17 protein-coding genes are annotated in these 22,921 nt (G+C 53.0%); 14 read left to right on the top strand and 3 right to left on the bottom strand.

The window, feature by feature from the left end:
- The first annotated feature begins 19 nt into the window (after positions 1–19).
- Together CFLAV_RS02935 and CFLAV_RS02930 are read left to right on the top strand one after the other, a co-directional pair.
- Positions 20–1,000 carry a Gfo/Idh/MocA family protein gene (locus CFLAV_RS02935; protein ID WP_007413120.1) on the top strand — a complete coding sequence of 327 codons (981 nt, stop codon included), beginning with the start codon at positions 20–22 and terminating at the stop codon, positions 998–1,000.
- 152 nt (positions 1,001–1,152) lie between these two features.
- Positions 1,153–2,064 (top strand): hypothetical protein, encoded by a 912-nt coding sequence (locus CFLAV_RS02930; protein WP_007413119.1) that lies wholly within the window; start codon positions 1,153–1,155, stop codon positions 2,062–2,064.
- Positions 2,065–2,157: 93 nt separating this feature from the next.
- Here the strand turns inward: CFLAV_RS02930 and CFLAV_RS02925 are convergent, their stop codons facing one another.
- Complete coding sequence (locus tag CFLAV_RS02925) at positions 2,158–2,895, bottom strand: 3-keto-disaccharide hydrolase (protein WP_007413118.1); 738 nt, start codon at positions 2,893–2,895, stop codon at positions 2,158–2,160.
- A 322-nt stretch (positions 2,896–3,217) separates the two neighbouring features.
- On the opposite strand from CFLAV_RS02925, the gene CFLAV_RS02920 reads away from it, so the two are divergent.
- The 7 genes from CFLAV_RS02920 (at position 3,218) to CFLAV_RS02890 (ending at position 12,771) form a co-directional block, all read left to right on the top strand.
- Positions 3,218–5,464, top strand: coding sequence for a glycoside hydrolase family 2 protein (locus CFLAV_RS02920; RefSeq protein WP_192812789.1), 2,247 nt, complete (start codon positions 3,218–3,220; stop codon positions 5,462–5,464).
- Positions 5,465–5,573: 109 nt separating this feature from the next.
- A complete protein-coding gene (locus CFLAV_RS02915; protein ID WP_007413115.1) occupies positions 5,574–7,079 on the top strand; it encodes a sugar ABC transporter ATP-binding protein in 1,506 nt (501 codons plus the stop codon).
- Entirely contained in the window at positions 7,072–8,088 is a 1,017-nt protein-coding gene (locus CFLAV_RS02910) for an ABC transporter permease (RefSeq protein ID WP_040546662.1), read from the top strand. The genes CFLAV_RS02915 and CFLAV_RS02910 overlap by 8 nt, the downstream gene beginning before the upstream one ends.
- A complete protein-coding gene (gene yjfF / locus CFLAV_RS02905; protein ID WP_050785609.1) occupies positions 8,085–9,056 on the top strand; it encodes a galactofuranose ABC transporter, permease protein YjfF in 972 nt (323 codons plus the stop codon). The genes CFLAV_RS02910 and yjfF overlap by 4 nt, the downstream gene beginning before the upstream one ends.
- 28 nt (positions 9,057–9,084) lie before the next feature.
- Positions 9,085–10,053 (top strand): ABC transporter substrate-binding protein, encoded by a 969-nt coding sequence (locus CFLAV_RS02900; RefSeq protein ID WP_007413112.1) that lies wholly within the window; start codon positions 9,085–9,087, stop codon positions 10,051–10,053.
- Between the two features lie 21 nt (positions 10,054–10,074).
- Positions 10,075–11,667 carry a family 43 glycosylhydrolase gene (locus CFLAV_RS02895; protein WP_007413111.1) on the top strand — a complete coding sequence of 531 codons (1,593 nt, stop codon included), beginning with the start codon at positions 10,075–10,077 and terminating at the stop codon, positions 11,665–11,667.
- 42 nt (positions 11,668–11,709) lie between these two features.
- Positions 11,710–12,771, top strand: a complete 1,062-nt coding sequence (locus tag CFLAV_RS02890) for a UDP-glucose--hexose-1-phosphate uridylyltransferase (RefSeq protein ID WP_007413110.1) — start codon at positions 11,710–11,712, stop codon at positions 12,769–12,771.
- Positions 12,772–12,849: 78 nt separating this feature from the next.
- On the opposite strand, the gene CFLAV_RS02885 is transcribed toward CFLAV_RS02890, so the two are convergent.
- On the bottom strand, positions 12,850–13,749 hold the full coding sequence (locus CFLAV_RS02885; RefSeq protein WP_007413109.1) for a LysR family transcriptional regulator: 900 nt from the start codon (positions 13,747–13,749) through the stop codon (positions 12,850–12,852).
- Positions 13,750–13,915: 166 nt separating this feature from the next.
- Between CFLAV_RS02885 and CFLAV_RS02880 the strand changes: the two genes are divergently transcribed.
- Genes CFLAV_RS02880 through CFLAV_RS02870 form a run of 3 tightly spaced genes read left to right on the top strand, consistent with a single transcriptional unit; the run spans position 13,916 to position 19,865 of the window.
- Positions 13,916–17,137: an efflux RND transporter permease subunit gene (locus CFLAV_RS02880; protein ID WP_007413108.1), complete on the top strand. Its 3,222-nt coding sequence runs from the start codon at positions 13,916–13,918 to the stop codon at positions 17,135–17,137.
- An 11-nt stretch (positions 17,138–17,148) separates the two neighbouring features.
- Positions 17,149–18,375: an efflux RND transporter periplasmic adaptor subunit gene (locus CFLAV_RS02875; protein ID WP_007413107.1), complete on the top strand. Its 1,227-nt coding sequence runs from the start codon at positions 17,149–17,151 to the stop codon at positions 18,373–18,375.
- A gap of 20 nt (positions 18,376–18,395) precedes the next feature.
- Positions 18,396–19,865, top strand: a complete 1,470-nt coding sequence (locus CFLAV_RS02870) for an efflux transporter outer membrane subunit (RefSeq protein ID WP_007413106.1) — start codon at positions 18,396–18,398, stop codon at positions 19,863–19,865.
- Positions 19,866–20,020: 155 nt separating this feature from the next.
- On the opposite strand, the gene CFLAV_RS02865 is transcribed toward CFLAV_RS02870, so the two are convergent.
- Positions 20,021–20,464, bottom strand: a complete 444-nt coding sequence (locus tag CFLAV_RS02865) for a hypothetical protein (protein ID WP_007413105.1) — start codon at positions 20,462–20,464, stop codon at positions 20,021–20,023.
- A 158-nt stretch (positions 20,465–20,622) separates the two neighbouring features.
- Between CFLAV_RS02865 and CFLAV_RS02860 the strand changes: the two genes are divergently transcribed.
- Together CFLAV_RS02860 and CFLAV_RS02855 are read left to right on the top strand one after the other, a co-directional pair.
- Positions 20,623–21,387: a response regulator transcription factor gene (locus tag CFLAV_RS02860; RefSeq protein WP_007413104.1), complete on the top strand. Its 765-nt coding sequence runs from the start codon at positions 20,623–20,625 to the stop codon at positions 21,385–21,387.
- 4 nt (positions 21,388–21,391) lie between these two features.
- Positions 21,392–22,915, top strand: a complete 1,524-nt coding sequence (locus tag CFLAV_RS02855) for a HAMP domain-containing sensor histidine kinase (protein ID WP_160164468.1) — start codon at positions 21,392–21,394, stop codon at positions 22,913–22,915.
- Positions 22,916–22,921 lie beyond the last annotated feature (6 nt).

Genomic DNA, 22,921 nt, shown 5'->3' with positions numbered 1-22,921 from the left:
GTTTGGCAGTTCGGATATTATGGGAGACAAGATTCGTTGGGGAATTCTCGGGACTGGAGCCATCGCCAAAAAGTTTGCGGCAGGATTACACACACTGCCGGATGCGGAGTTGGTCGCGATCGGCTCCCGCACGCAGGCGAGGGCGGATGCTTTTGCGGTGGAATCCAATGTCCCCTATCGCCACGCAAGCTATGAAAGCCTGGTGAGCGATTCCAAGGTGGATGCGGTTTATGTGGCTACTCCCCATTCGCTGCACGCTGAAAACATTTTGCTGGCATTGGAGGCGGGAAAGCCAGTCCTGTGTGAGAAGCCGTTTACGATTAACGCGGTTCAAGCAGAGCAAGTGATTCACTTTGCCCGGGAGAAAAAGATTCTATTGATGGAAGCGATGTGGACGCGTTTTTTGCCGTTGATGGTGCGGTTGCGGGAATTGCTGGCCGAAGGAGTTATCGGTGAGGTGGAGGTGTTGACGGCGGACTTTGGTTTCAAGGCAGATCGGCGGGGAGGTCGATTGTTTGATCCGGCGCTGGGCGGCGGTGCGTTGCTGGATTTGGGGGTTTACCCGGTGTCGCTGGCCTATATGATTTTTGGGCCACCTGTCCAGGTGACCGGACTGGTTGAGATCGGGACGACGGGAGTCGATGAAAAGGCGGCAATGATTTTCAAGCATGCGAAAGGGCAACTCGCCCTGTTACAGACCTTGATCACAGCCAATACTTTTCATGAAGCTTCACTCGTGGGGACCGAAGGCAAAATCACCTTGCACAAATCATGGTGGAAAGGTTCAGACATGACGGTGGCGCTGGACAATGGCGGGGAGGAACTTCTGGAATTTCCATACACTGGCAATGGCTACCAATTTGAAGCGGAGGCGTTCATGGACTGTATGCGTAATGGCAAGACGGAGTGTGCGGTCATGTCGCTGGACGAAACACTTGCCATCATGAAGACAATGGATGCTTTACGCGCGCAGTGGGGATTGAAATATCCGATGGAATAGCTGTTTGCGGGCGCTTTAATTCGAAGTAGCTTGCGCAAGTTGTTTAAAATTTTCTTCGCTAAAAAGCTGGTCCAATAGTTGACTTAGGATAGGGCTTTGTCTATAGCAATTGAGTCCTCAAAAAGAACTGACGAACAACCCATGTTAGTCATATGAAATCCTCAATCCTAAAAAAACTAATTGGTTCCCTCATCACAGTTGTACTCACGTCGACCCTCTGCACCAGTGTCCATGCAGTCGCAGACCGGCGATTCGACATCGTGACGTTTTGCTGTCCCTGTTCACCAGACCAGCATTTATGCCAAAGCCAGTTTGATCATCTAAACTTTACCAGTGCGAATGGACACTTCCTCGCGATGGGCAGCGATGTGCATCGTTCAGAAGTGAACGGAAACGGCAATTTCCTGTCCGTTTACTACAACACGTTGAATTCGGGTTATGGTTCCATGACCGGCGCAGCCAAGGCGGATGATATTGAGAACAATTATATCCTCCCCAACTTTACGGTTACAGGTGTCAGGCCTAGTTGGGTCATCTTGAATGAGTTGTCGGCCGGGTCATGGCCATCCGATGCCAATTACCGTGCGTGGGTGCGAGCCGTGGTCACACGTTTGCATGGCTACTATGGACATACCGTAATCGTGTGCTCACCATTCCCCAATCCGGGAAATAATTCAGCCGACTGGCAGGGGCTTGCCAACGAGTGCTACATCGCGACGGAGACTTACCTGAGCGGGCAGGATATCAATGCCAGCGGGAACTCGGTAAGCTGGTGCCAGACTCAATACCAGAGTTCGGTGAACAGCTATGCCAACGTGGGCGTGCCGCTGAGCAAGCTGTACCTGGTGGAGAGTTTCTCCCAAACCACGACGGGTACGGGACGCGGACGTTCCGGCGTGTCGTATGCAGGTTGGGACAATGCGATCAACGCGCGCAGCACGGCCGCTCACAATATCGGATTTGCCGGGTTCGTGAGCTTTGCCTGGGAGTTTAACCAGATGCTCGTTTCTGATACGGACATTATTCACTTCGAAGATACCTATCATAATAAGGCTCTGCCTTGAGTCTGGCATCGGCCAGTTAAAAAAGGAAAGGCGCCATTCCCGGTGTGAGAATGGCGCCTTTTAAATTACCACCAAGAGTCGCGGTCGAGGCAATTACTTTGTCACTGCGATCGGACGGATCTTGATGTTGCGGAAGGAGACCTGGCCGTGATCGCCTTGCAGGGCGATGAAACCGAGGTCGTACTTCGCGAAGTGAGGCATTTTGCCGAACTTGCTCTTGGCAACACGGTCGTTGAAGTCGTCGCTGTGGAGCTTGTAATCAAAATATTTCACGCCGTTGATTTCGTGTTCGCATTTCTCCGGGGAGATGAGCAGGCGAACATGATTCCATTCACCAGCAGGCTTGGTGGCATCCAGAGGCTTGTCAGTCTTTGGATCGGTCGGGGGTTGGTAGAGAGCATAGAGCCAGCCGCAACGGATTTTGTCGGCCGCCTTCGCGTTATCCTCGAGTTGGAACTCGGGGCCGGTGGCCCAGGCAGCGCCACCATCCTCGGTGACGTGATACATGATGCCGCTGTTGCCGCCTTCGGAGATGTTGTAATCGAGTTGGAGTTCGAACCAGTCGTATTTATTGGCGGTGACGATATCGCCAGCGTTGTGCGGATCGATGCAGGCGACAGTGCCGTCCTTAACCTGCCAACCGGGGCGGATGCCTTCGTGTTTGAAATTGTGCCAGCCTTCGAGGTCTTTACCATCGAACAGAAGTTGCCATCCGGCAGACTTTTCCTGGGCGGTGAGGGTGTTGGGGGCGGCGGCTTGTTTTTCGCTCGTGGCACAGGAAGTCAGGGCCAGAGGCAGACAGGCGAGAGTGATTAAAATGGAGCGTTTCATGGATGGATGTTGTGCAGGCGGGGCTTTCCGGGCAAGGAGAAAAGGGAAAGAAGGTCGCGGACAGTGGATAACTCCTGCGTTGTTTCAGGCAGGCACACGGCCAAGTCGAGGTGAATTGGCCCGTGAAGGGCTGGAGGGAAGCAGAGCCGATTTGGGCGGAGTCCGGCAGCCATCGCATTCCTAAAATATAATAAGGGCGGAAAGCAGCTGGAGCTTCTGTGGCATGTTCATGCCATGCGGGGAGGTGTTCTCATACTTGAATAAGGCGGGGGAATGTTCATTCTAATGGAGCACCATCAGAAAAAGCATTAACGCAATGACGATGAAAATCTTATTGAAGGCAGTTGGTCTAACCGTTCTATTCGGTGGATTGAGTTGTGACCTGGCGCAGGCGGAATGGAAGGCGGCGGAAGGGCCCTTGATGACCAGGTGGGGCAAGCAGGTGTCACCGCAGAGCGTGCTGCCGGAATATCCGCGTCCACAGATGGTGCGTAAGGAATGGCAGAATCTGAATGGGTTGTGGGATTATGCGATCGCGCCGATGGACAGTGCGCAACCGGAAAAATTTGACGGAGAAATATTGGTGCCGTTCCCGGTGGAATCGGCGCTTTCGGGCGTGATGAAGGGTTTGGATGAAAAGAGTGTGCTGTGGTATCGGCGGACGTTTGAAGTGCCCAGGAATTGGCAGGGTGAGCGGGTGTTGATTCATTTTGGCGCGGTGGATTGGAAAACAACCGTTTTTGTAAATGGCAGAGAGTTGGGCACACACAAGGGCGGCTATGATGGCTTCAGCTATGATGTTACCGAGGCTTTGAAAAAGGATGGGAAGCAGGAGTTGGTGGTGAAGGTTTACGATCCGACCGATGGCAACCAGGTGCGGGGCAAGCAGACCAGGACTCCGAAAGGAATTTTTTATACACCGACATCTGGGATCTGGCAGACCGTTTGGCTGGAGCCCGTGCCCGAGGTGGCGATTGAGGATTTGAAGATCACTCCTGACCTGGATGCGGGGGCGTTGAAAGTGAAAGTTATCTCCAGTTCGAAAGTGGCGGATGTGCAGGTGGAGGTGGTGGCATTTGAAAATGACAAAGAGGTTGTGCGGATCACGGGAGCGTTGAATCAGGAGATGAATCTGGCGATTAAGTCGCCGAAAGTTTGGACGCCGGAGCAGCCTTTCCTTTACGATTTGAAGGTGAGAATCCTGCACGGTAAGAGCGCCGTGGATGAGGTGGGCAGTTATTTTGGGATGCGCAAGATTGCGCTGCAAAAAGATGAGAAGGGGATCAATCGCATCGCGCTTAATGGCAAAGTGATTTTCCAGATGGGCACGCTCGATCAAGGCTTTTGGCCGGATGGACTTTACACGGCGCCTTCCGATGAGGCATTGCGATATGATATTGAGATTTTGAAGAAGCTCGGTTTCAACATGACACGCAAGCATATCAAGGTGGAACCGGAGCGTTGGTATTACTGGTGCGACAAGCTGGGGTTGTTGGTCTGGCAGGATATGCCGAGCGGCGATAACAAAACACCGGAGTCGAGGACGGAGTTTGAATCGGAATTGGCGCGCATGTTGCCGGGGCGGCATAATCATCCATGCATTGTTACATGGGTCGTGTTCAATGAAGGGTGGGGGCAGTATGATACAGAGCGGTTGACGGCATGGGTGAAGAAAGCCGACCCAACGCGGTTGGTGGATAATGCCAGTGGTTGGACCGATAAAAACGTGGGGGACCTGGTCGATATGCACAAATATCCGGGACCGGGTTGTCCGGAAACGGAGACGAACCGGGCAGCGGTGTTGGGAGAATTTGGTGGTTTGGGACTGGCGATGAAAGGGCATACGTGGTCGAAGGAGTCGTGGGGTTACCAAGGCATGGCGGATTCGAAAAAGCTGACGCAAAAATATGTGTCGCTGATCAGCAGGGCGTGGGCGTTGAAGGAGGACGCGGGGTTGTGCGCCTATGTCTATACCCAAACCACGGATGTGGAAACCGAATGTAATGGCCTGATGACTTATGATCGGGCGGTGATGAAGCTCGACGCGGAGCAGGCTTTGGCTGCCAACAAAGGCGAAACGAAGGAAGCACAAGTCAAGGTTGTGGTTCCTGATGCGCAGCAGGACAAGGTGAGTTGGAAATACACCTTCGAGCAGCCGAGTGCGGATTGGGCAAAATCTGAATTCGTCGATACCAGCTGGAAAGAAGGTCGTGCGGGTTTTGGCACGAAGGGAACGCCCGGAGCGATTGTCAAGACCGAGTGGAAATCCGCTGACATCTGGATGCGCCGACAGTTCACCCTGAAAGATGGAAAACTGAAGAATGCGGTGCTACAGGTTCATCACGATGAGGATGCTGAGATTTATATCAATGGTGTGCTGGCGGCGAGGTTGCCGGGATTTACCTCGGATTATGAAGATTCGGAGATCAGTCCAGAGGCGATGACGGCTTTCAGATCGGGCACGAATATCCTGGCGGTGCATTGCCATCAAACCAGCGGAGGCCAGTATATAGACGTCGGGATACTCGCGACGCCAGTTCAAACAACAACAACGGCAAAGGCACCTTAGCCGCAGGTTGAATTTTGCCGAATTTACAGGTCAGCACTAAGCTAAGCCCGATGATTGTCTTCAAATCTTGTCAAGCAATGCCCGTGCTGAGTATCGTGTTGAGAGTTCCATGAGTGCCTCTGTCCTGCGCGCCCAGAATGTAGTGAAGGCCTTCCAAGGTGTTAAAGCCCTGGATGGGGCCGGGCTTGATTTGCGCGAAGCGGAAATCCATGCGCTCATGGGCGAGAACGGAGCGGGCAAATCCACACTTATCAAAGTGCTTACCGGCGTCCACAAGCCTGACGCCGGTGGAATTGAAATGGCAGGCCGCGCGATTTCACCAGGTTCCACCCGCGAAGCTGAGGCTGCGGGGATCAGCACGGTTTATCAGGAGGTGAATCTCATACCCACGCTTTCGATTGCTGATAATATTTTGCTTGGGCGACAGCCGAGGACTTTTGGTCTGTTACGGAAGAAGGCGTTGAAGAAGAGGGCGGAAGCTGCTTTGGCGCGGCTCGGGCTGAAGCTGGATGTGGGACAGACGGTAGGTTCGTGTTCGATGGCCGTGCAGCAGATGGTGGCGATCGCGCGCGCCTTGGACATTCAAGCGAAGGTGCTTATTCTCGACGAACCGACTTCGAGCCTTGATGAACGGGAAGTGGAATTTCTGTTCGGAATCATGCGCAAGCTGCGGGATGAGGGGATGGCAATTTTGTTTGTGACCCATTTTCTGGACCAGGTGTACGCAGTGTCCGATCGCATTACGGTGCTGCGGAACGGGAAGTTGGTGGGCGAATATTTGGCGGCAGACTTGCCAAGATTGAAGCTCATTGGTGCGATGCTTGGCCGCGAGTTTGAGGAGATGGAACATTTAAAAGAGGAAACCGCGCATAGCGCTCCGGCCAGAAAAGTTTTCCTTGAAACCGTTAATCTCAGCAAGCGGGGTTTAATGAATCCGGTCAGTCTGAGCATTGCTGAAGGTGAGGTTCTGGGGTTGGCTGGTCTGTTAGGCTCGGGACGCACTGAGATTGCGAAGATGCTTTTTGGAATTGCGGTTCCGGATAAAGGCGAGATTCGGATTCAGGGGAAACAGGCCACCATCAAGTCAGCGCGTCAGGCGGTGCAACATGGCCTGGCCTTTTGTTCAGAGGATAGAAAATCCGAAGGGTTAATCCCACACCTCTCCGTGCGCGAGAATTTGATCCTGGCCATGCAGGCAAGTCGCGGTCCGCTTCGGCTGTTACCACGCAAAGAGCAGGATCGATTGGCGGAACATTACATCCGTGCGTTAAACATCAAGACCCCGAATGCCGAGGCGCTGATTCAAAATCTCTCCGGAGGAAACCAGCAAAAAGTTCTGTTGGCGCGGTGGCTTTCGATGCAGCCGAAATTGATAATTCTGGATGAGCCGACGCGTGGCATCGATGTTGGTGCGAAGGCGGAGATTGAAAAGCTCGTGCATTCATTGAGAGCGCAAGGGATGTCGGTATTGTTTATTTCTTCGGACATGGAAGAAATCGTGCGCACCTGTCAACGAGTGGCGGTGTTGCGAGATCGCAAGAAAATTGGTGAACTCTCCGGCGCGGATATTCAGGTGAACCGGATCATGAATGTTATTGCCCAGCACGATGAATGATCCACTCGCAAAATTAAAATCACTCTTTCAAGGTGGCTCACTGCTCTGGCCAGTGGTGGGACTGACACTTTTATTTGGCTTCAATGCGGTTTTCTCGCCGAGCTTTTTCCACCTGGAAGTTCGCGATGGGCATCTCTATGGAACCTTGGTCGATATTTTGAACCAGGGATCAAAAGTAATGCTGCTGGCCATCGGCATGACTTTGATAATCGCGACCGGCGGCGTCGATCTATCGGTGGGGTCGTTGATGGCGATTGCGGGAGCAGTGGCGGCGCTCATGGTAACCAAAATTTCGTTCGCTGCCGCTGTAGCTCTTAGTCTCGGCCTCGCAACCGTGGCAGGTGTCTGCAATGGGATACTCATTGGCTACGGGGGCATACAGCCGATCATAGCAACGCTCATTCTTATGGTAGCGGGACGTGGGTTGGCCATGCTGCTTACCGGGGGGCAGATCATCACTTTTGAACATCCAGCTTTTGTTTTTATAGGCAATGGACATTTTCTCGGTCTGCCGTTCACTGTCACCATTGTGCTTTTCGTCCTGTGCTTCACGTTGCTGGCCACGCGGAAGACTGCAATTGGACTCTTTCTTGAATCGGTTGGAGATAACGAGAAAGCGGCGCGGTTTTGCGGAATCAATGCCTCACTCGTCAAAGTCATGGTTTATGCCTACTCGGGATTATGCGCTGGAGTGGCAGGATTGATCGCAACGTCGAACATCAAGGCGGCCGATTCAAGCCGGGTTGGAGAGTTCATGGAGTTGGATGCCATCTTTGCGGTGGTGGTGGGCGGAACGCCGTTGACGGGAGGAAGATTTTCGCTGGTTGGATCCGTGATTGGAGCCTTGCTGATTCAGACGCTTACAGTGACCATGTATAATTTGGGTGTGGAGCCTTCGGTGGCACCCGTTCCAAAAGCGATCGTTATTGTGGCGGTGTGCCTCATGCAATCCGGACGATTTAGAACCCATATGCTGAGTTTCTTCGGGAAAAGGAGGGTGGCCACTTGAGAAAACTTTGGCAATCACCACACCTGCCGCTGGCGGCGACGATTCTGATACTCGTCGTTTTGTTCGCGACCGCTTCCGTAATGTATGAAGGGTTCTTTTCAGGGCGGGTAGTCGGAAATTTGTTCGGAGACAATGCATCACTCGGGATTGCGGCTGTGGGGATGACCTTGGTGATTTTATCGGGAGGGATCGATTTGTCCGTCGGGTCCGTCCTGGCGTTCTCAACAGTTTTTATCGCGACCCTGGTACAACAGAAGGGTGTGAATCCCATGATAGCGATTGGGCTGGCGTTGATGGTCGGAACTGCATTGGGAGCGTTCATGGGATTTCTGATCAACCGCTACGATCTGCCGCCGTTTTTGGTTACATTGGGAGGAATGTTTTTGGCGCGCGGAATGGGATTTGTTATCAGCAAGGAATCCTTGGGAATAGAGAATCCGCTTTACAATAAACTGACCGACTTCCTGGTGCCGCTCGGTGGAAAGGCCAGTTTATCTGTGCCGGCGCTTATTTTTCTCGCCATTTTCCTTGTTGGGATTTTGGTGACTCATTACACCCCTTACGGAAGAAATGTTTATGCCTTGGGAGGCAGTGAGCCCTCAGCCCGACTCATGGGTGTGCCGATTGGAACGACCAAAGTCGCGGTTTATGCAATCAGCGGGTTTTGTTCAGCATTGGCCGGAGCGGTGATGACCATCTTCACGGGTTCCGGAAATCCGACTCTCGGTGTGGGGTTCGAGCTTGATGTGATTGCCTCGGTGGTCATTGGCGGCACGCTGCTGACCGGGGGAGTGGGGTCGCAACTTGGCACGCTGGCGGGTGTGCTTATCTTTGGCACTATTAATACGGCACTGACTTTTGACGGACGTTTGAATTCCTACTGGCTGCGCATTGCCATCGGTGGGTTGCTGTTGGCGTTCATTCTTTTTCAACGATTTCTGACTCGCACCTCGGCGCTGGCCAGGTAAACTATCACCAATCAAAATCAAATAATTCATGAAGAATTCATTCATAAAATCAGGGCTTCGCTCGATCGGCGTGGCGGCTTTTTCGCTCATGTTGACCGCGGGTTTTCAGTCGGCTGTCATCGCCAAACAATTAACGGTCGGATTTGCGCAGGTCGGCGCGGAGAGCGCCTGGCGCACTGCAGAAACCGATTCCATCAAGAACGAAGCGGCCAAGCGCAACGTGAACCTGAAGTTCTCTGACGCACAAGGAAAGCAGGAGAACCAAATCAAGGCGGTTCGCGGTTTTATTGCTCAAGGAGTGGATGCCATCATCATTGCACCCGTTGTGGAAACAGGATGGGAACCGGTTTTGCGTGAAGCAAAGCGATCCAAGATTCCGGTGGTGCTGGTTGATCGTGGAATCAAGGTTTCCGATGACTCGCTCTATGCAACATTGATTGCATCGGACTTTGTGAGTGAAGGCAGGATGGCGGCGGAATGGCTCGCCAAGAAAGTGAATGGCAAAGCCAACATTGTCGAACTCCAAGGCACGCCTGGTGCGGCTCCAGCGATTGACCGGAAGAAAGGTTTCGAAGAGGGAATCAAGGAGCATCCTGAAATGAAAATCATCGCTTCCCAAAGCGGGGACTTTCGTCGTTCCGGCGGGAAGGAAGTAATGGAAGCGTTGCTGAAAAAGTATGGCAACGAGGTGACCGCCGTTTACGCGCATAACGATGACATGGCATTGGGAGCCATCCAGGCTCTTGAAGAAGCAGGCAAGAAGCCAGGCACGGACGTGGTGGTGGTGTCGGTGGACGGTGTGAAAGGCGCTTTCGAAGCGATGGTGAATAGCAAGTTAAACTGCACCGTGGAATGCAATCCATTGCTCGGGCCGCTCGCTTTTGATGCGGTGGAGAAAGCCAAGCAAGGTGAGAAATTGCCGAAGAAGACCATCGTTCCGGACAAGACCTACGATCAATCCGGTGCCAAGGATGTGATTGCTTCGCGCCAGTATTAAAATTTACTTTCTTTTTCCTGCATGAAATTGAGCGCGCTTCACCGGTGGTCATTTGGCGTCATTATTCTCCTCTCGGCCTGGATTGGAATGGTTTCACAGGTAAATGCCGAGGTTCTTTACCAGAACCCCGTGATTGCGGGAGATCATCCAGATCCATCGGTAATTCGCGTCGGCAAGGAATATTGGGCGACAGCTACTTCCTCCGAGTGGGGACCGCAATTTCCACTATTGCATTCAACCGACCTGGTGAACTGGAATGATGCCGGGCCAGTGTTCGCGCATCGACCCGAGTGGGCCGTGGGCAATTTCTGGGCTCCGGAAATTTCGGAGTACAAGGGCAAATATTACGTCTACTATGTTGGCCGTCAGAAGGGTGGACCGCTCGCGATTGCGGTTGCAACGGCTGACAAACCTTCCGGACCTTACACAGATCATGGTCCCATGGTGGCACAGGAGGACGGTTCGATTGATCCAGTGCCCGTCACTGATGAGCATGGAGAGCGGTATTTGGTTTGGAAGGAGGACGGGAATAGCCGTCATGTCAGCACTGTCATCTGGGCGCAGAAGCTAAATGCGGATGGCACCAGGTTGGAAGGCGAAAAGAAGGAGCTGATCAGGAACACTTCTCCCTGGGAAGGGGCGTTAGTCGAAGGGCCATTTATTCTGCGCCGTGGTGATTGGTTTTACTTGTTTTATTCCGGGAGCGGCTGCTGCGGAACCGGATGCGATTATGCTTTAGGGGTGGCCAGGTCTCATTCGTTGTTGGGACCGTGGGAAAAGAATCCTGCAAATCCCATCCTGGCTGGCAATGTGACTTGGAAGTGTCCCGGACACGGAAGCATCGTTGCTGATGAACGTGGTCGTTATTGGCTGCTGTATCACGGGTATTCCACGATCGGCTCTGTTTTCACCGGTCGTGAAGCGTTGTTGGATGAAGTGAAATTTGGCACGAACGATTGGCCGACCATAAATAACGGCAAGGGACCCAGTGCCAGGGCGGTGTCTCCCTATGAGGTTGTCCAGCAGAGGACCGAGGTGAGTTTTGCGGATGATTTTAAAGGTTACAAACTGAACACAGGTTATCAATGGCCTCAAGATAACGAGCCGACTTATAAAGTAAGGAGCGGAGAACTGATCTTGGTTGCCAACCCCGCGCGCGGAACGAACGTGGTCGGTTCGGTATTAGCCCGTTCCACCACAGCTGCGGATTATGTCGCGGAGACTGTATTGGACCTCGGAGATTTGAACCGGGGAGCGATGGCAGGATTGTCAGCATTTGGTGATATGGCCAATGCGATTGGATTGTCAGCAATGAACGGCAAGCTGGTGTTGTGGAGAAGCATGCGAGGAAAGACTCAGTCGCTGGCTATCATGGACCCGCCATCGTGCTCGAAGCTGTATCTACGTTATAGCGCAAAAAACGGAGCGGAGTTTCAGTTTGCCGCAAGTGCGGACGGTAAGAAGTGGATTCCAGTCGGAGAGAAACTGCAAGGCAGTTTCCTGCCTCCTTGGGATCGGAGTGTGCGGGTGGCACTGACAGTCGGAGGCAGTCCGAATGCGACGGCCGAATTTAACTCCTTGCGCATCACACCCCAAGCGGCGAATTTGCAATAATTGAAAGACCGCGCAAAACGCTCGGTCGGGTTTTAAAGGGCAATGAGTGCTGAAAATGTTTTTTCACCGGAGATGCATCCACATCGTCGATACAATCCTTTGACGGGTGAGTGGATATTGGTGTCGCCCCATCGAACGCAACGGCCATGGCAGGGGCAGCGCGAGAGTGTCGGGAATGAAACTCGTCCTGCTTACGATCCGCAGTGTTACCTTTGTCCGGGAAACAAGCGGGCAGGGGATCATCTCAATCCTAAATATTCGAGCACATTTGTTTTCACAAACGACTTTGCTGCGCTCCTGCCCGACACACCATTAACTGGCGGGATTGAGGATGGGCTGCTCGTGGCCGATCCGGTTCGGGGTATTTGCCGGGTGATTTGTTTCTCGCCGCGCCACGATTTGACACTGCCTGAAATGCCAGTCGAAGATATCCGGCAGGTGGTGGAAGTGTGGGCGGGGCAGGTAACAGAATTGGGTGCCAAATATCGTTGGGTGCAGGTTTTTGAGAACAAGGGTGCGGCGATGGGATGTTCCAATCCACATCCGCACGGGCAGATTTGGGCCAGCAGTTTTTTGCCACGAATTCCGCAACAGGAGGAAGTAACGCAACGGGAATACTTTAAGCAACATGGCAAGCCGCTGCTTGTGGATTACCTGGGACAGGAATTAGAACGGAAGGCACGGATTGTGGAACAGAACCAGCATTGGGTGATGTTGGTACCCTATTGGGCCACCTGGCCATTCGAGTATCTGCTGCTTCCGCGCCGGCATGTAAAGCGGTTGCCGGAATTGACATCTGAGGAGCGCGCCAGCCTGGCTGAGATTTTGAAGAAGAGTTTGATTCGATACGACAATTTATTCGAAACCTCGTTTCCCTATTCAATGGGCTGGCATGGCGCTCCGCTGGATGGTGGAGATTACAAACACTGGCAGTTGCATGCGCATTTTTATCCGCCATTGCTCCGTTCGGCGACGGTGAAGAAATTTATGGTTGGATACGAAATGCTGGCCGAATCGCAGCGGGACCTGACGGCGGAACAGGCGGCCCAGCGATTGCGGGAGGTTCCGGAAGCCCACTATAAGCAACAGGCCCAAAAAAGTTAAGCGCTTTCACTGGCACCCATATCCCAATGGCCCAGAGTGGTTGAGTTAAGCTGGCGCCGTCGAGAGGCTGCACTAATTTTAAGGTTTCGATGGAGTCAACTTATCCAGTTTGGAAAAGCATTCAATGAAGTTGCCAACCATCGGCGAGTTGTTGGTGCGTTTCCAGACGATGAGTGTTTGGACAAGTGGAAGGCCGGGAGGCAATTCGCGAAAAACAAGGCCGGGCCGTTTGACTTCGGCAATCGTCTTGGTGGTAGGAGCCACGCCGAAACCAGCAGAAATCAGCCACATCTTGGAATGAACATCGTTGGCGTATTGTCCGACGATTGGCGTTGAGCCAGCTTTGGCACAAAGGTTGAGAAAGGTATCGTAGTAGCCATGCTGCAGCGAAGGATGGATCATCACCATCGGTTCGTTATGGAAATCCTTCCATTCGATAAGGCGTTGTTTGGCCAGACGGTGTCCGGCTGGCACGGCGAGCACCATGGGAGATTCCTCCAGAAAGTGAAAATCCAATTCAGGAAAAGCCACGGGAGGACGAAGCAGGCCGACATCCAATTGGTCCAGTCGCAAGCTCTGGAGCTGTTCGACGGAGGTCATTTCATGCAGCGAGAATTGAACTCCGGGAAACTGGTTGCGATAACTGCGCAGGATGGTCGCCAGGCGCGAAGTGGCAGTAGGAGCTAGAACACCGATGCGAAGAGTTCCCACCAAACCATGTTCCGCTTTTCGCACGCGTTGTTCTGCTTTTTCAGCGGCGGCCAGAACCGCGCGGGCTTCATCAAGAAAAACCCGGCCAGAGGCGGTAAGTCTAACCGAGCGGGTTGTGCGTTCGAAAAGTTTCGTCCCCAGTTCACCTTCCAAGTCCTTGATTTGCGCGCTCAAAGGGGGTTGCGCAAGGTGGAGACGTTCGGCGGCTCGGCGAAAGCTAAGTTCCTCGGCAACAGCGACAAAATAACGAATATGGCGCAATTCCATGATTAATACTTATAACATATCAATAGTGGAGTAAACATGTATTTGTAAATATCATTGTTCAAGAGCATAACGTGAGAAGCTGAAAAAAGAAAAAGACTTTGGCTGGAACTGCTGATTCCGAGCTCAAAACCTGTTTTGGTGTCATGACCTAACCTGAAAGTCGAACATGTGGATTGTCCGTTTAGCTCTTAGAAGGCCCTATACGTTCGTTGTCGCGGCGATTGTCCTGGTGTTGTTGACACCTTTCATTCTGTTGCGCACGCCCACGGATATTTTTCCCAATATCAACATCCCCGTCGTCAGCATCATCTGGCAATACGCCGGGCTGGATGCCCAGGAAATCGAACAGCGCATCCTCTATAACCACGAACGCTCCCTGAGCGCCACGGTCAACGACATTGAGCATATTGAATCCAATTCCTACAATGGCGTGGGAATCATCAAGGTGTTCCTGCAACAAGGAGCATCGGTTGATGCCGGCGTGGCGCAGATTACAGCCGTCGCGCAGACCATTCTTCGCCAGATGCCGCCGGGGCAAACGCCGCCACTGATCATTCGATACAATGCTTCGACTGTTCCGATTTTGCAGTACAGTGTTACCAGCAAGAAACTGGCAGAGCAGGAACTCTACGATCTGACACAAAACGCCGTGCGCGTTGGACTGTCCACGGTACAAGGAGCTGCCTTGCCTTGGCCCTATGGTGGCAAGACTCGCGTTGTCTCGGTTGACCTCGATCTTCCTGCCTTGAAGGCGAAGAATTTGACGCCGCAGCAGGTCGTCGATGCAATTAGTTCGCAGAACGTGATTCTGCCGAGCGGAACGGCGAAGATCGGTTCAACCGAATTCAATATTGAATTGAATACCAGCCCGAAGCTGCTGGAGGAATTGAACGATTTGCCGATCAAACAGGTGAATGGCGCGACCATTTACGTGCGTGATGTGGCGCAGGTGCGAGATGGGTTTCAACCCCAACAGAATATCGTGCGCAAAGATGGAGTACGCGGGGCCTTGTTGACCGTGTTGAAGACCGGTTCGGCATCGACGCTCGAAGTGGTAAAAGGCATCAAGAAGGCACTGCCTCCATTGTTAACAACGTTGCCTCCGGAACTCGAAGTCAGGGAATTCGCCGACCAATCGCTCTTCGTCCGCGCGGCAATCAGCGGGGTGGTGAAGGAAGGTTTGGTGGCGGCGGCTCTGACAGCTGTGATGATCTTGTTGTTCATCGGCTCATGGCGGAGCACGTTCATCATTGCCATTTCAATACCGCTATCGGTGTTGGCTTCGCTCGCAACTTTGAGTGCGCTGGGCGAAACGATCAACCTGATGACTCTGGGCGGGTTGGCGCTCGCGGTTGGTATCCTCGTTGATGATGCCACGGTGGAGATTGAGAACGTCCATCGACAAATGGGCCTGGGCAAACCGTTGGAGCAGGCGATACTCGATGGAGCACAGGAGATCGCGCTGCCGGCATTCGTCTCCACACTCTGTATTTGCATTGTGTTTGTGCCTATGTTCTTCCTGACCGGGGTGGGCCGCTATCTATTTGTGCCGCTTGCCGAAGCCGTGGTGTTCGCGATGTTGGCCAGTTATGTGTTATCACGGACATTGATTCCGACCATGGTGAAGTGGTTTTACAAGGACGTTAATTTCGCACATTTTCACGGACCGGTTGATTACAAAAACAGTTCAGCCTGGCTACGGCCTTTTCTGATGATCCAGGATCGTTTTGAGCGAGGGTTCGACAAGCTTCGCGCGGGCTATCGCAATCTCCTTTGCGCTATTCTGGAGTATCGTATTACCTTCGCGATTTTGTTTCTCGTGCTCTGTATTGGTTCCTGGTTTTTGATTCCACAATTGGGCCAGGACTTCTTCCCGAACGTCGACGCCGGTCAATTTCGTTTGCATATGCGTGCCCGAAGCGGAACCCGAGTGGAGGAAACCGCGAATTTGGTCGATCAAATCGAGCAGGCCATTCGCCAGGATATTCCAAGGGATGAGCTTGAAGGAATCCTTGATAATATTGGCATTCCTAATTCAGGAATCAGCTTGAGTTATAGTAATAACGGTTTGATCGGGGCAGGTGATGCAGATATCCTGGTTTCCCTCAAGGAGGGGCATCATCCAACGGATATGTATGTAAGGCGCCTCCGGAAAATGTTGAACCGGCAATTTCCGGGAAACATGTTCTACTTCCTGCCGGCGGACATCGTGAGCCAGACGTTGAACTTTGGCATTCCGGCGCCGCTCAACGTGCAGATCACTGGCCGCAATCTCGCGCAAAACCGGGAAGTCGCAGCCAGGCTAGTTGAAAAGATGCGGAGCATAGATGGTGCAGTGGATGTGCGAGTACAGCAACCCGGTGACCTGCCCAAGCTTAAGTTTTCCGTTGATCGCACCAAGGCTGCCGAGATCGGCCTTTCGGAAAAAGATGTGGCTAATTCCGTGCTTTTGAGCCTGAGCGGCAGCGGTCAAGTGCAACCCTCCTACTGGCTTAATCCCACTTACGGCATTCAATATCTGGTGAATGCCAGGGCACCGGAGCATGTGCTGGATTCTGTCGCGGCACTGAATTCCCTGCCGATCAGTGCCGGCAGACCGGGGGAAGGAAATGGCCAGATTTTTGCAAACGTTGCAACCATGACCCGCACCATGGGGAGTCCAATCATTACGCATTACAATGTGTTGCCGGTTATTGATGTCTTCGGCGGCGTGAGCGGACGTGATTTGGGCGGGGTTTTGAACGAACTTAAACCAATTCTGAAGGAGGCTGAAAAAACACTTCCTCGCGGTAGTCATATTATTTTGCGTGGCCAGGCTGAAACCATGCAATCCAGTTTTATTGGTTTGGGCATCGGCTTGTGCGGAGCGATTGTGCTAATCTACCTGTTGCTTGTGGTTAATTTCCAGAGCTGGCTGGATCCGTTCATCATTATTACCGCATTACCTGGTGCGCTGGCCGGAGTTACCTGGGGTCTCTACCTGACATTCACAACCTTGAGTGTGCCTGCTTTGATGGGGGCCATCATGAGTATGGGCGTCGCCACGGCGAATGCCGTGTTGGTGGTGAGCTTCGCACGAAGCAATTTACAGAGCGGCATGGACCCGATCAAAGCAGCTTTGACAGCAGGAGCCGGAAGGTTGCGTCCCGTGTTGATGACCGCGCTGGCGATGGTCATCGGCATGTTGCCCATGAGTTTGGGACTGGGAGAAGGCGGCGAACAGAACGCCCCGCTTGGCAGGGCCGTGATTGGCGGGTTGGTGTTTGCGACCGTGGCGACACTGTTCTTTGTGCCGGTGGTATTCAGCTTGATGCACCGCCGAGCAGGCAAGCCAGTGACCGAAAACCCCGGGAAGGATGAATTAAATTTGGAAGCGGTTTCAGCCTAAGTCTATTTTTCATGAAAACCTTGGAACCTAATGTTGCACCAGTGGAAAAGAAGCCTGAATTGAACGCACATTCAGAGCGCCACGATGAAGAAACTCCGACTCACCGTCCAAAACTTGGCTGGTGGGCCTTGCTGGTTGTGGTGCTGGTAATCGTCGGCGTGGTGGCAGGATTGGTGCCGAGATTGCGGCATCGTGAGCAATTGGCCAAGGATACCTTGGAAATGGGGGTTCCGACCGTTGAAGTGACATCAGCAGTTCGAGGGAAAGCCACCGCTGCGTTGACGTTGCCCGCGGAGGTCAAACCGGTCGTGGAAGCACCCATTTATGCCCGGGCCAGTGGATTTATCAAGAAATGGTATGTCGACATCGGTGCACAGGTGAAGGCCGGAGAAGTCCTGGCTGACATCGATACTCCGGAATTGAACCAGGAATTGGAAGCGGCGCGTGCCGCCCTGGTGCGAGCGGAAGCAGATCTGGCGCTGGCCAGGACCACCTCGGAACGCTGGACTGAACTGCTTAAAACCTCCAGTGTCAGCGAGCAGGAGGCGGCTGAGAAACAGGCTGACTTAAAGCTCAAGGCAGCAACCGTGGATGCCTCCAAAGCCAATATGCAACGGTTGACCGATCTCCAATCCTTCGCTCATGTGACAGCGCCGTTTGCCGGGACGGTCACCTCACGCAGCATCGACGTAGGGGATTTGATTAATGCAACCAGCGGCAGAGAGCTGTTTCGACTGGCTGATGTGCATACCTTGCGTGTCTTTGTCCGTGTGCCTCAATCCGCCACACCGAATATTGAAAAAGGACTCCAGGCCGTGATGATGGTGCCGGAGTGGCCCGCAAAGAAATTTCAAGCGAGAGTGGTGCGCACTTCCGGAGCGATTGATGCGAATTCCAGAACGTTGCTGGTGGAGCTTGAAGTGGACAACACAAACGACGAAGTGCTGGCCGGAAGTTATGCGCAGGTCGCCTTCAATGATATTAAGCAGGATCCCGCGCTGGTACTGCCTTCAAATACATTGATTTTCCGTTCAGATGGACCGCAGGTGGGTGTTGTTAAACCGGACGGAAAAGTGGAATTGCGGAATATTGTTTTGGGACGCGATTATGGCCGGTCATTGGAGATCCTTTCCGGAATCAGCGTCACTGACAAGGTGATCGTGAATCCTTCCGATTCTCTTACTTCCGGTGCCACGGTTCGTCTCCCCGAAACCAAGCTGGCAGATACAAACAAATAAAATTGCTACCCGGGCAAGAGATGAAACCAGCTTTGCTTTCAAAACTGTTCCCAGTCGCGTGTGTTTGGAGTTCAGGACTCGTAACCCTGTTCGTGGCAGGGTGCGCGGTGGGGCCGGATTACAAGAGGCCGGAGGCCACCGTCATCCCCCCGGCTTATAAGGAAGGGACGAATGGTTGGAAACTGGCTGAGCCTCAGGCGCATATTCCAAGAGGTGCATGGTGGGAGATTTTCCAGGACTCATCGTTGAATGCATTAGAAACTGAGGCCGCCAAGGCGAATCAGGAGCTACAGGTGGCACTGGAGAGTTTTGAACAGGCGCGCGCACTGTTAAGCGTGGCACGGAGTGGCTATTATCCCCATATCGAAGCAATTCCGTCGGTTACTCGTGAGCGCGATTCTGCAAACCGGCCGATCAATGGCGTTTCCATCGGGCGGGCCGACACCTTCAACACGTTTTCGTTTCCGTTGGATTTAAGTTATGAACTGGACGTTTGGGGCCGTGTGCGGCGGAGTGTTGAGTCGGCAAAAGCCACCATGCAGGCGAGCGCTGATGATCTGGCCACCGTTAAACTATCCATCCAGGCCGAAGTCGCGAACGATTATTTTAATTTGCGCGCGCTGGACAGTGAGATTTCATTGCTCAGGTCGAACGTGGTGGTGTTTGGGAAATCGCTTGAGTTGACGCGAAACAGGCGCGCCGGGGGCGTGGCCTCGGACCTGGACGTGTCCCAGGCGGAGACCATCCTGAAGACCACCGAGGCCCAATTGCCCGCAATCGCCTTGCAGCGCGCGAAGGCGGAACATGCCTTGGCGGTGTTGACTGGAAAACCTGCTTCGAGCTTTAGCGTGCCCGAGATGCCATTCCTGGCCCAACCGCCGAATGTGCCGTCGGGTTTGCCCTCAGACTTGCTGGAGCGCCGTCCCGACATCGCAACCGCGGAGCGTCTTATGGCTGCAGCCAATGCGGGCATCGGCGTGGCTAAAGCCGCATTCTACCCAACCATAAAAATCAATGGACTGGCAGGGTTTGAGAGCGTGAGTGCTGGAACTCTTTTTGACTGGCCCAGCAGGTTTTGGGCAGTGGGTCCCTCGATCAAACTGCCGATTTTCGAAGGTGGGGAGAACCGCGCAAATCTGACTCATGCTCAAGCGGCCTATCGGGAAAACGTGGCGCGTTATCGCCAGAGTGTGTTGGTGGCATTTTCTGAAGTTGAAGATAATCTGGCAGCCCAACATTTATTGTGGAGCCAGCAGGAAGCAGAGAATGCGGCATTGAAAGCCGCAGAGAAGACATTGGAGATTGCCAATAATCGCTATCGCGCGGGGCTCGTCACCTATCTGGAAGTAGCCACCGCCCAGAATGCTGCCTTGGATCGTGAGCGGGAAAATGTGCGTTTGCGGGGCGAGAGATTGCTTTCTACGGTTTCCTTAATCAAATCGCTTGGTGGCGGATGGGAAGCACCAAAGCAACTCTCCAGTTCGCACTAATTGGGGATATTGTCAGACAACGATTGCGTGCCGCTGGGTCATTTAGGCAACCAGATTTATTTGAAAGCTACAACCATCCAGATGATGAAACTCTCCGCCGAAGGTAGCTCAGATAGTCTTCGAGCGGAGTGAATATTTTCGATACTATTTGATAGTCACTGGTTTGGAGGTGGCGGCCTCTGCCCGTTTTGGGACTGCCGACCGGTGCCATCCTGAGGCGGTTGTTGGTCCGGAGTTCCGGGACCAGTTTGGCCATCGGGACCGCCTTGACGAGGATGGGGGTGGGGAGGGCGATATTCGTCGGGAGTCAATTGACCATCGCCATTCCTATCAAGCTTTTTCAAGGCCACGGAGGCATTGGCAATTTCTTCAGCGGAAATGATGCCGTCACCATTCGCATCCAGTACGACTTCGATTGGCGGCTTTGGCGGACGCGGTCCTCTATGTTCAGGGCCTGGAGTTCCTGACTGTGGCGGTTGCCCGGCAGGTGGTTGATTGTCCTCAGCACTGGTCGACAGGACAGTCATTCCGAGGGCAAGCGTGGAAAGCAGGACGAGTTTGTTCATTTTCATATATAACGCCTTCGATTTGTTATTCATGTTCTTAATCGGTTCACATACGATGCACTTTAAATAAACTCCAGTGGTGTAAAGCGTGTATGTGTAAAGAACTGAAAAATTGTTAAGCAATTGTAAAAGTTGCGGCTTTTCGTGAGAACCCTGGCTAAACTGCCAACATAACAGCAACTACCTGACCCATGGCACACATCGAATCGAACCAAGGCAAGAGTTCAGACAAACAAGGTTTTATCAAAACGCGTTTGTTGGTCATCGATGACGACAGGAAGCTCTGTCGGTTGATCAAGGATTACCTGGAACCGATGGGTTATGAGATCGCCCTTGCCCATACCGGACCTGAGGGGGCAGAGAAGGCGGTGAGCGAAACTTTTGCTGCCGTGATTCTCGACGTCATGCTGCCAGGCATGGATGGGTTTGAAGTGTTGAAGCAGATACGTCGCGCGTCGAATGTTCCGGTGCTGATGCTGACGGCGCGTGGTGACGAATCGGATCGGATTGTTGGACTGGAGATTGGCGCTGACGATTATCTGCCAAAAACCTTTTCCACTCGTGAATTGTTGGCAAGGTTGCGAGCCGTTACCCGCAGGAGTAATCAGACAACGAAAGCGACTGAAACGCCGGACGCTCAAGAAATTGTTATCCAGGATCTAAGGGTCAATGAAGGCTCGAGGACTGCTGTTCTGGGAGATAAGCCGCTGGATCTCACCCCGGTTGAATACGATTTGCTGGCTTCACTTGCGCGTGCCAAGGGAAGGATAAAAAGTCGTGAGCAATTACTGGATGAAATTGCGGAAAGAAATTACGACGTCTTTGACCGGTCAATCGACGTGCATATCTCAGCCTTGCGCAAAAAGCTGGGAGACGACCCTAAAAGCCCGCGGTTCATCAGAACCGTCCGCACGGCGGGTTATATGCTGATGAATCCAGCAGAGAGATATGATTGATCGAATGAAGGTCAGATTTCCACTTTACTCGAAGATACTGCTCTGGCTGGTCCTGAATTTCGTTATCCTTGCCCTGATCTTTTTCGTGTTTGTAAGCGGCCAGTTACACTTGGGATTGGATTTCCTGATCGCTGGTAAAGCGGGCGAGCGGATACAATCTGTGTCGGAGGTCGTCAGCTCCTCCCTGAGCGAAGCTCCCCGAACCAGATGGAATGAAATTTTGCAGAGGTTGGGCAGCTCTTATCACGTGCAGTTCCTCCTCTACAGAAATGATGGGGAACAACTGGCGGGGGATGAAAGTACCAGCGTTCCAAAGGCAGTTCTAAACAATGTCATGGAGAATCGCCGGTTGCCCCAACCTCCGGAACAGGTCGGTGTTGGCGAACCAGGTCGGCCTCCACGTCCGGAGGATGATTTTGGTCCTCCAGAAGCAGGGCCTCAAGGCCCGTTGAGGCGCCCTGTCGTGCCTGATCCGCTCCTGACTGGCCCCCATTCACGTTTTATTGTGCATACCTCTGATCCCAGCCAGTACTGGGTGGGTGTGAGGATGAAAGTCGATGTCCCAGGCAGGCCCGGACCATCGCCGCCGATGACACTCCTGATCATGTCGAGGTCGCTTCAGGGTGGTGGTCTGTTTTTTGATTTTGTGCCATGGATTGGGGTTGGGCTGGGGGTGCTTGTCGTTTCCGCGCTGCTGTGGTTTCCTCTCGTCCGTGGCATAACGAGATCCATTAGGGAGATTACCCGAGCCAGCGAAGAGGTAGCGGCTGGTAATTTTGAGGTAAGAGTGAAGGATGGACGCAATGATGAACTTGGAAGGCTTGGCGGGTCGATCAATCGGATGACCGAACGGCTGGCCGGGTTCGTTTCTGGACAAAAGCGGTTTCTGGGGGACATCGCCCACGAGCTTTGTACTCCGATCGCGCGCGTGCAAATGGCGCTGGGAGTTCTGGAGCAACGCGCCAATTCAGAACAATCCAGCTATGTGGAAGATGTTCGCGAAGAAGTGCAGCATATGTCCAGTTTGGTGAACGAACTGCTCTCCTTCTCGAAAGCCTCATTGGAGCCAGCCAGGATCAAGCTTAAAGCAGTTGATCTGAAACCAATAATCGATCAAGTCATTCATCGTGAAGGAAACACTGAAGTAAATATCCAAACAGAAATAGCTGAACACCTTCAGATAATGGCTGAACCCGATTTATTGCATCGCGCATTGGCGAACGTGCTGAGGAACGCAGTCAGATATGCCAGTGAGGCCGGGCCAATTGTAATCTCAGCAAGTAAGGAAGGTGCGAATGAAGTTTTGATTTCAATCGCCGATAGTGGAAGCGGCGTTCCTGAGGCTGCAATAGCCCAGTTATTTGATCCATTTTACAGGATCGATGTTTCCCGGGCGCGTGAAACCGGGGGCGTTGGCCTGGGGCTCGCGATCGTGAAAACCTGTGTTGAATCCTGTGGCGGGCAGGTAAGTTGTCGTAACCGGAAACCCTCTGGTTTTGAAGTGCTCGTCCGGTTAAAAGCAGCCTGATGGAGC

It is taken from the genome of Pedosphaera parvula Ellin514, assembly GCF_000172555.1.
GTDB lineage: Bacteria > Verrucomicrobiota > Verrucomicrobiia > Limisphaerales > Pedosphaeraceae > Pedosphaera.
Note: the sequence above shows the minus strand (reverse complement) of the source record. Positions and strands in the feature narration are given on the sequence as shown.

Bases quoted from the DNA above. Each gene is read 5' to 3' on its own strand.
- CFLAV_RS02860 (WP_007413104.1), top strand. From the start codon at position 20,623: ATGGCACACATCGAATCGAACCAAGGCAAGAGTTCAGACAAACAAGGT.
- CFLAV_RS02900 (WP_007413112.1), top strand. From the start codon at position 9,085: ATGAAGAATTCATTCATAAAATCAGGGCTTCGCTCGATCGGCGTGGCG.
- CFLAV_RS02865 (WP_007413105.1), bottom strand. From the start codon at position 20,464: ATGAATAACAAATCGAAGGCGTTATATATGAAAATGAACAAACTCGTC.
- CFLAV_RS02870 (WP_007413106.1), top strand. From the start codon at position 18,396: ATGAAACCAGCTTTGCTTTCAAAACTGTTCCCAGTCGCGTGTGTTTGG.
- CFLAV_RS02920 (WP_192812789.1), top strand. From the start codon at position 3,218: ATGAAAATCTTATTGAAGGCAGTTGGTCTAACCGTTCTATTCGGTGGA.
- CFLAV_RS02855 (WP_160164468.1), top strand. From the start codon at position 21,392: ATGAAGGTCAGATTTCCACTTTACTCGAAGATACTGCTCTGGCTGGTC.
- CFLAV_RS02910 (WP_040546662.1), top strand. From the start codon at position 7,072: ATGAATGATCCACTCGCAAAATTAAAATCACTCTTTCAAGGTGGCTCA.
- CFLAV_RS02925 (WP_007413118.1), bottom strand. From the start codon at position 2,895: ATGAAACGCTCCATTTTAATCACTCTCGCCTGTCTGCCTCTGGCCCTG.
- CFLAV_RS02880 (WP_007413108.1), top strand. From the start codon at position 13,916: ATGTGGATTGTCCGTTTAGCTCTTAGAAGGCCCTATACGTTCGTTGTC.
- CFLAV_RS02895 (WP_007413111.1), top strand. From the start codon at position 10,075: ATGAAATTGAGCGCGCTTCACCGGTGGTCATTTGGCGTCATTATTCTC.
- CFLAV_RS02890 (WP_007413110.1), top strand. From the start codon at position 11,710: ATGAGTGCTGAAAATGTTTTTTCACCGGAGATGCATCCACATCGTCGA.
- CFLAV_RS02875 (WP_007413107.1), top strand. From the start codon at position 17,149: ATGAAAACCTTGGAACCTAATGTTGCACCAGTGGAAAAGAAGCCTGAA.
- CFLAV_RS02885 (WP_007413109.1), bottom strand. From the start codon at position 13,749: ATGGAATTGCGCCATATTCGTTATTTTGTCGCTGTTGCCGAGGAACTT.
- CFLAV_RS02915 (WP_007413115.1), top strand. From the start codon at position 5,574: ATGAGTGCCTCTGTCCTGCGCGCCCAGAATGTAGTGAAGGCCTTCCAA.
- CFLAV_RS02935 (WP_007413120.1), top strand. From the start codon at position 20: ATGGGAGACAAGATTCGTTGGGGAATTCTCGGGACTGGAGCCATCGCC.
- CFLAV_RS02930 (WP_007413119.1), top strand. From the start codon at position 1,153: ATGAAATCCTCAATCCTAAAAAAACTAATTGGTTCCCTCATCACAGTT.